This window comes from Chlorobium sp. KB01, from assembly GCF_001975465.1.
Classification (GTDB): domain Bacteria; phylum Bacteroidota; class Chlorobiia; order Chlorobiales; family Chlorobiaceae; genus Chlorobium.
In genome coordinates, this window is the sequence record NZ_MPJE01000091.1 from 1 (window position 1) to 7,137 (window position 7,137).

Consider the following 7,137-nt stretch of genomic DNA (forward strand, 5'->3'; position numbering starts at 1 on the left):
CGTCCGTCTTGTTCCCGAAACACTCTCGACGGTTTAAAGTGGCACCGGTAGTGAATTTTGTTGGAAAGAAAAAGAGTACAACAAAAAAGGCTGCCAGAAGAGGCGGCCTTTTTTTGTTGACCGGGTTAGTTCAACTTTCAGCACTCCACCCTCAGCATTTTCCTCTTGTCCACTCACGTCCACTTCTGTCCACCATCTCTTCGTCCACTCAGTCCACTTTCTTTCTCTTCGTGAAATATCGTCAGTTTCGTGGCCAAAAATCTCCTGATCAGGCGCTGAAGAAGAGTTTTCTGAGTTGTGTGCGGGCGGCGGCGAGCAGTTCGCGAACCTCTGACTCTTCTCGCTCTATCAGCCCTGCAATTTCGCTGATGCTTCTCTCCTCCTCCTCGCTCATCCGGTAGATCTCTCTTTCCAGTTCGGAGAGCTGTTCGATGCACCGTTTCATTTTCAGGTCATCATTGTCCTGTGAGAGGTTCGTCCTGGCCGGTATTGGAGTTACCGAATCGGCATGGCTGCCGAAAAGCTCTTCCGGGGTTGCCGGAGTGGGGGATTCGTCACTGACATCACCGAAGAGGCGGACAAACTGCATGAAATCAAGGCCTCTTGCATGGCAGGGTTTGATCCGGTTTTCAAGAATTTCTGTGGCCAGGGTCCGGAACTTGTCGCCGAGTTCAGGGAGTCTGACGGCAAAGTCGAAACTGTCGTCCATATCGCGGGCTCCAGCGTTATAGGGTACCTTCATGAGCACGGAGATACCGGCAGCTTCGGCATATTTTTCGGCTATGCCGCTGCCGTCATCACGATTGATAATGAGACCGAGCAGTCGGGATTGTCCACCGATGGTTTTAAAGTAGTTGTTGGCCTGGCAGATATTATTGGCGGTAAAGATGGACTGCCGGTCATTATTCGTAACCAGTATCACCTCTTCACTCAGTGAACGGGCAAGCGGTGTGGCGAATCCTCCGCAGACGACATCGCCCAGAAAGTCCATGAGGATAATGTCAATATCCCAGTTGAAGATGCCGAGCTTTTCAAGCAGATCGAATCCGGAAATGATTCCTCTTCCACCGCACCCACGGCCAACCTGCGGCCCTCCAAGTTCAATACCGTATATCGGCTGGGGAAAGTCGGCAATATCGCGGCGGAAGACAATGTCGCTGATGGTGACCTGCCGGTTTTGAGCGTTTTTTTCAGCAAAGAGATCCGTGACGGTCGGCAGCGGTATGCCGCCGAAGAGGGATGTGGTTGAGTCGTGCTTCGGATCACAGCCAAGCTGCAGCACCCGCTTGTTCATCATGGCGAAGGTGGCGCTGAGGTTGGTGGTCGTAAAGCTTTTTCCTATTCCGCCCTTTCCGTAAATAGCGATGGTTCTTGCTGGCATCAGATACTGCTTATGGTTATCCGGGTTATGCGGACGATGAGCATCCGTTATCGTCCTGTTCTGCATTGGCTTTCCAGAGCAGGATCATTTTGAGGCAGTCAGGATCGCTGAAGGCCTGGATGTAGGCTTCAGTGATATCATCCTTGACGGTGTGCTGATGGGTGAAAATCCGTCCGGCGTTCAATTTGCGCGCTGCAATAAGCTCACGCACCCGTTCAAGATCACCTTTTGCCCACTGTTTGGCTGCGATGAAGGAGAGCTCCTTCTGAAAGGCCTGGGAGTAGTCAATATTTACTCTCTGGTAGTAGCCACCGAAAATAACCACCCCCTGAAATTTCAGAAACCTGAGTCCGGTATCGATGGCGCTCATGATACCGGTGCTGTCAATCAGGACGTCGAACTCATGGCCGGCAAGGGCGGCGGAGACATCTTCCGTGTCAGGGTTTACTTTAAGGTCAGCCGAAGAGAGGTTGAGACGGTTCGGATTGGGTTCGGTTACAGCAACAAGTTTTGCTCCCATGAGTTTTGCCAGTTTGGCAGCAAGAATACCGACCGCCCCCTGACCGAGCACCAGCACCTTCTTGTTTTCAACTTTTGCAAGATCCACTATGTGCAGTGCTGTTGCTCCAAGCGGCAGGGCTATGCCGCAGCGTGGATTTTCGATATTATCGAGAACCGTGATGCTCTCGACCGGACAGACAATAAACTCCGAGGCTCCGCCGAATGCGGCATTGACCCCGATATAACCAAAAGAACCGGCCACATAGGCGAATTTGCCGATCAGGCTCTGGTTGACATGTTTTCCGACCTTGATGATCTTTCCGACGGTTTCGTAGCCGGGAATAAAGGGAAAGATAAAGGGTGGAGAGGGGATCAGGCCGTTATAGGCCATTTTTTCCGTTCCGGTGCTTATTGACGACCAGTGGGTTTCAACAAGCACATCGGTGGATGAGACGGGCTTCAGGGTTACTTCAGCGAGTTCAATCTGACGGACACCGCTGAAGAGTATCGCTTTTGCTTTCATAACCTTTTTTGTGTTTGGACGAGGTTAGCCTCTCTGTTGCTTGAGCTTCCTCTCATTATGCTTTTCAAGCAGCAGGCGGATCACAAATTGCGCTGCATTGACCAGATAGCTCAGGTAGGCAAGCAGGGCGGTCCAGATAAGCGTATTTTCATCAAGTCCAATAAAGAACAGGATAAAGTATGAGATATGGACAATCATGGCAATGGCGCTTCCGAAATCCTCCCAGAAAAATTCGGGAGCGAAGGCAAATTGACCGAATACCTCCTGTTCAAAAAAACCTCCGGTTACGAATATCAGCACAAGCATCAAGGTTTTCAGGGTCACAAAAAAGGTGATCCAGTAAAAGTTGTCGATCCAGATATGTGACTGGTAGAGCCAGGTAACGGTGAGGCCGGCAAGAAACATGACAAACTGGATAGGTGCCAGGATGCCCTGAACTTTAGTCCAGACCGAAGCATTTCTCCTCTCAAGCTGTTCAGGTGTGTAACGGGGCATAAAACAATAAGTTCGCTGATGGTGGAAGAAGTTCTTCAACTGCTTTTGAAAAAAGCAGTTGAATATAGCAAAAAACGGCAGTGACAGCAACCCCCCTCTTTACCTGCCTCGGGCTTCCGTGGAAATGCATGGATTGTGACATTCGATCCGGCATAACGGAAGCTCCGGAAGAGCGCTATATAGGCAGCCCCCGACGCCAGTCGGGAGTCGGGCGCAGAAAAGGGTGAGCCGGTTCAAGGTTTTACACTCCAGTCGTAGACGTTATAGAGTGTCGAAATCAGGTTGACATCGCTGTTCCTGATGCGGCGGTTGAATCCTTCAAGCTCATCATAGTAATAGAGGAATGATCTTGGCTGTTCTTCATGCAGGATCTTCTGGTACTCTTTCCAGAGCGCAACTTCCCTCTCTTTTGGAAGAGGCCGACTCAGCTCATCAATAACGGTATCCAGTCTGCCATTCTGGAATGCCGAAGAGTTGAACGGGCGTTTTACAAAATCGGATCCCCAGATAACGAGCTGGAAGGGGAGTGTTTCGGCAGCAAGGCCGGAGAGTGCGGCCTCGTAACGGAAGCTGTTCTGGTTTTTCAGAAAAATAAGGCTTTCGTCAAATTTCAGCCTGCACTCAATTCCTATTTCGCGCAGATTCTGCTGTACAATGGTCGCGGCGTAGTTGCGACGGGGGTTGCCAACCGGAGCGGCCAGTTCGAATGAGAATTTTCTTCCCTGTTTCTGCAGAATGCCGTCCGGTCCCGGAGCCCAGCCTGCTTCGCGAAGCAGAGCGGTTGCTCTTTGTGGATTGTAGGCGTAAGGGTCAAGTGAGGTGTCGGCGATTGATTTGTAAGCAGGCGAGAGTGAGGTATTGATAATGGTTGCGTGTTCCGGTCCCATGAAGCCGTCAATAATCGACTGTCGGTCAATGGCAAGCGTCAGCGCCTGACGAACTTTTTTATCTCCGAACAGGGGATTCGGCTTGATTTTATGTTCATTCCTCCAGGCCTCACCATCGATATTGAGCCAGACGATGCTGTCGAAGTAACGGTTCTTTACCGGTTTGATCGCAATTGAAGGCGAGCTTTTGGCAAGCTCACGGATATCCTTCGGGTTGATGCCTCCGGCAGAGATCATGGCATCAATCTGACCTGACTTCAGCATAGCCAGCCGGGTTGTGTATTCGGGAACCACAAGGAAGATCAGGTTTTTAATGACAGCCGGGTGCGGGAGCCGGGAAGAGGGATTCGAAACAAGTTCAAGCTTTTCCTGCCGCGACCACTTTTTAACCCTGAACGGTCCGGCACTCAGCACGGGTATCTCCGCCGCTTTTGAACGGATTTCATCGGGAGAGTAGGCCTTGAAGAGATGCCCGGCAACCGGCATCAGATCGTTGAAATGGTCAAGGATGATCTCCGGAGCCATCGGCTTGTTGAAATGGAGCACCAGTGTTGAATCGTCCGGGACTTCAACAGCACGCTCAATATCTGCCGTGCCATCCGCGAGCAGCAGGAGATCGTTCAGATAGTGCTGACGGGAACTTGCGATTTCAGGGTTTTTATAGAGGGCATAGGAGTATTTGAAGTCGTGAGATGTTACCGGTTTGCCATCTTCCCACCGGGCACTGCTCTTCAGGTGAAAGGTCACCATTTTGCCATCTCCGGAAAACTCCCAGCTGTTTGCTGTGTTGGGAAGAAAGGTAATAGCACCGTTGGCTTTGTCATAGGAGGGTTTTACCAGCGACGGGTAGAGCAGCATACAGATCTCGCGTGACATGGAGAGCTGGATCAGGAGAGGATTGAGATAGTCAAAATCCGCCGAAATTCCCGTGACAACCCGCTCGCCCCGGAGCGCTTCAGTGTCGTTTTTTTTGCATGCACTCATGCTTGCAAGCATGAGCAGCATCAGTGTTGAAACAACTGTTTTCCGTAGGTCGGGAACTCTCATTACATGGTTATTTGGTTATTCGAATGAGTATAAAGTTAGATAAATAATAACCTTTTTCAGCACCCTTCACTATCCGCGGCTGCTTTTCGGTAATGAAAACACAAAAAGCCGCCCGGTGAGGAGCGGCTTTCTGTGTTGTGAAACATTGAATCAGGGAGCAGAACGTTTTGAAACGGCTCAATGGAGGTTAACAAACCCTGATTCGCTGATAAGGCGTTTACCCTCTTCGGTTTTGGCCAGGTCGATGAACTGCTTGACAGCGCCGGTCGGCTGACCGTTGGTGTACATGAAGAGCGGGCGGTGAATCGGGTAGGTGCCGTTTTTAACCGTGCGGACATCGGCATCAACACCGTCAACCAGCACTGCTTTTACCGAACTGTCTACAAAACCCATTCCGATATAACTGATTGCCGCCGGAGTGGAAGCAACACGGCTCTTGATTGAACCGTTGCTCGACTGGGTTTCTGCTCTCTTGGAGATCGGGTTCTCCTTGCCCATCACCAGCTCCTTGAACGAGTCAGCCGTACCGCTGTTTGATTCACGCTGGATAATGACGATTGCGGCATTAGGTCCGCCAACCTGGTTCCAGTTGGTGTATTTGCCCATGTAGATTCCGCGGATCTGTGCTTTTGAGAGCGCATTGACGCGGTTGCTCGGATGAACGACAATCGACAGACCGTCAAGGGCAATAACATGTTCAACCGGGTTGACACCTTTGGCTTTTGCTGCGGCAATCTCCTTGTCTTTCATCTCCCTTGACATGGTTGCGATGTCACAGGTTTTGTTGATCAGGCTTTTTGCCCCGTTGCCTGAACCGGATTCGCTCACCACAACCTGTATACCGGTGGTTTTGGTATAGTAGCCGGCAAATGCCTTGGCGATCGGTCCAACCGTGGTCGAACCATCAATAACAATTTTGCCTGCGGCATATGCGCTGCCTGACGTTGTCAAACCAAATACGGCTGCGGTTAAAAGAAGTTTTCTGAAGAGTTTCATGGTTTTGATGGTATTTGAAATTAAGAGTAGAAAACGTTATCTGTTTTGGCGCTCTCGTTTGCCGGCTATAAAAGCCCCCCTGTTGGAGAGCAGGGGGACACAATCATAACACACAACAGAAAGAACACAACACACACACGGTTTAGAACTTGACGACAACATCGGCCATGAGCAGATGATTGGTAATGTTGGCTACATCAATCGTCTTGAAATTGAAGTAGTTGGCTCCAACCGTCAGGTTCTGCACGAGATGGAAGACACCGCCGATTTTATAGCCGTGCAGATTGGTTGCCGCTCCGGCATTCCGGTCTGAATCGGTCAGAATCGTAAGGGCATCGCGCTCGATTCTGATATAGTCGGCATTGACTGACCACTGCCCGACCTGTTTGGCATCACCGATCTTGATCTCGGCAAGGTAACTGTCCCGCTTTGCATCATCGATCCCGGAGGCATCAGCTTTTTTTGCCATATTGCGGGCATACTGACCGGTAATCTTCCACGGCAGCTTTTCCGTGATCTGGCCGCCGACGGTACCGAACAGCTCGGCTATATTGAAATCCTTTTCGGAATAGTCGTATGCCGGAGAGTAGGTGGTTGTGTTGACTACATTGAAATTCGCATAGTTGTAGTAACCGGCTCCTACTTGATAACTCACCTCGCTGATCTCACCTTTATATGCAGCCTGGCCAGCCAGAATAAAGGCATCCTTTTCATTGACCGCCGTTCTGGATGAACGCTCGTTAAGCGGGAAGTAGCCGACAACTGCCGTCAGGCCATCCTTCTCCTTGCCGTCACTCTCCTTGCCATACTGGAGCGTTAACCCTTCAAAGGTAAGATCGCTGTCCCATACCAGATCGTTGACCACGACCAGATCACTGGCAACAGCCCGTTTACCGAGAATGATATTGGCTGCTCCATTAATGCCGTAAGCCATCGGATGGTAGTCGATGAAGTATTCGTTCAGGTAGACCGGATCGGCAAGAAACTGATCATCAAGGGTCTCGTTTCGGGATGTTGTTTCCGTAAGACTTCCGGTCGAGAGTTGAATGCCGCCGGAAAGCTCTTCATTGATCCACGGATAGACGCCAAGACGGACACGGCTGCGGTGGCGGTCGCGACTGTGTTCTCCGGTAGCGCCATCGGTGTGGCGAAGATCGGACTGATAACGGTAACGCAGATCGCCTTTCCATGTCAGGTCAACAGCCTCGGCGTTACTGAATCCGAGGGCCGCTGCAAGACCGACCATCATTGCTATTTTTTTCATGCTCGTTCGGGTTGGTTGATGTTGTGAGTACACAAAACTTTTT

7 protein-coding genes are annotated in these 7,137 nt (G+C 50.8%); 1 reads left to right on the forward strand and 6 read right to left on the reverse strand.

From position 1 onward, the window contains the following. Positions 1-268 precede the first annotated feature (268 nt). Genes BOO20_RS09805 through bchF form a run of 3 tightly spaced genes read right to left on the reverse strand, consistent with a single transcriptional unit; the run spans position 269 to position 2,900 of the window. Positions 269-1,381 (reverse strand): chlorophyllide a reductase iron protein subunit X, encoded by a 1,113-nt coding sequence (locus BOO20_RS09805; protein ID WP_076792396.1) that lies wholly within the window; start codon positions 1,379-1,381, stop codon positions 269-271. A gap of 25 nt (positions 1,382-1,406) precedes the next feature. Next, positions 1,407-2,405 carry a chlorophyll synthesis pathway protein BchC gene (bchC, locus tag BOO20_RS09810; RefSeq protein ID WP_076792397.1) on the reverse strand — a complete coding sequence of 333 codons (999 nt, stop codon included), beginning with the start codon at positions 2,403-2,405 and terminating at the stop codon, positions 1,407-1,409. Between the two features lie 24 nt (positions 2,406-2,429). Continuing rightward, the gene (gene bchF / locus BOO20_RS09815) at positions 2,430-2,900 is read right to left on the reverse strand and encodes a 2-vinyl bacteriochlorophyllide hydratase (RefSeq protein WP_076792399.1); all 471 of its coding nucleotides are present in this window, start codon (positions 2,898-2,900) and stop codon (positions 2,430-2,432) included. A gap of 80 nt (positions 2,901-2,980) precedes the next feature. Between bchF and BOO20_RS12885 the strand changes: the two genes are divergently transcribed. Continuing rightward, the gene (locus BOO20_RS12885; protein ID WP_158068740.1) at positions 2,981-3,127 is read left to right on the forward strand and encodes a hypothetical protein; all 147 of its coding nucleotides are present in this window, start codon (positions 2,981-2,983) and stop codon (positions 3,125-3,127) included. 6 nt (positions 3,128-3,133) lie between these two features. On the opposite strand, the gene BOO20_RS09820 is transcribed toward BOO20_RS12885, so the two are convergent. From BOO20_RS09820 to BOO20_RS09830, 3 genes are all read right to left on the reverse strand, one after another. Beyond that, the gene (locus BOO20_RS09820; RefSeq protein WP_076792401.1) at positions 3,134-4,834 is read right to left on the reverse strand and encodes a peptide-binding protein; all 1,701 of its coding nucleotides are present in this window, start codon (positions 4,832-4,834) and stop codon (positions 3,134-3,136) included. Between the two features lie 177 nt (positions 4,835-5,011). Continuing rightward, the gene (locus BOO20_RS09825) at positions 5,012-5,830 is read right to left on the reverse strand and encodes a PstS family phosphate ABC transporter substrate-binding protein (protein WP_076791493.1); all 819 of its coding nucleotides are present in this window, start codon (positions 5,828-5,830) and stop codon (positions 5,012-5,014) included. 142 nt (positions 5,831-5,972) lie between these two features. After that, positions 5,973-7,094, reverse strand: coding sequence for a putative porin (locus BOO20_RS09830; RefSeq protein ID WP_076791492.1), 1,122 nt, complete (start codon positions 7,092-7,094; stop codon positions 5,973-5,975). Positions 7,095-7,137: the final 43 nt, after the last annotated feature.

Excerpts from the sequence above, each read along its gene's own strand:
- BOO20_RS09805 (WP_076792396.1), bottom strand. The coding sequence starts at position 1,381 with ATGCCAGCAAGAACCATCGCTATTTACGGAAAGGGCGGAATAGGAAAA.
- bchC (WP_076792397.1), bottom strand. The coding sequence starts at position 2,405 with ATGAAAGCAAAAGCGATACTCTTCAGCGGTGTCCGTCAGATTGAACTC.
- bchF (WP_076792399.1), bottom strand. The coding sequence starts at position 2,900 with ATGCCCCGTTACACACCTGAACAGCTTGAGAGGAGAAATGCTTCGGTC.
- BOO20_RS09820 (WP_076792401.1), bottom strand. The coding sequence starts at position 4,834 with ATGAGAGTTCCCGACCTACGGAAAACAGTTGTTTCAACACTGATGCTG.
- BOO20_RS09825 (WP_076791493.1), bottom strand. The coding sequence starts at position 5,830 with ATGAAACTCTTCAGAAAACTTCTTTTAACCGCAGCCGTATTTGGTTTG.
- BOO20_RS09830 (WP_076791492.1), bottom strand. The coding sequence starts at position 7,094 with ATGAAAAAAATAGCAATGATGGTCGGTCTTGCAGCGGCCCTCGGATTC.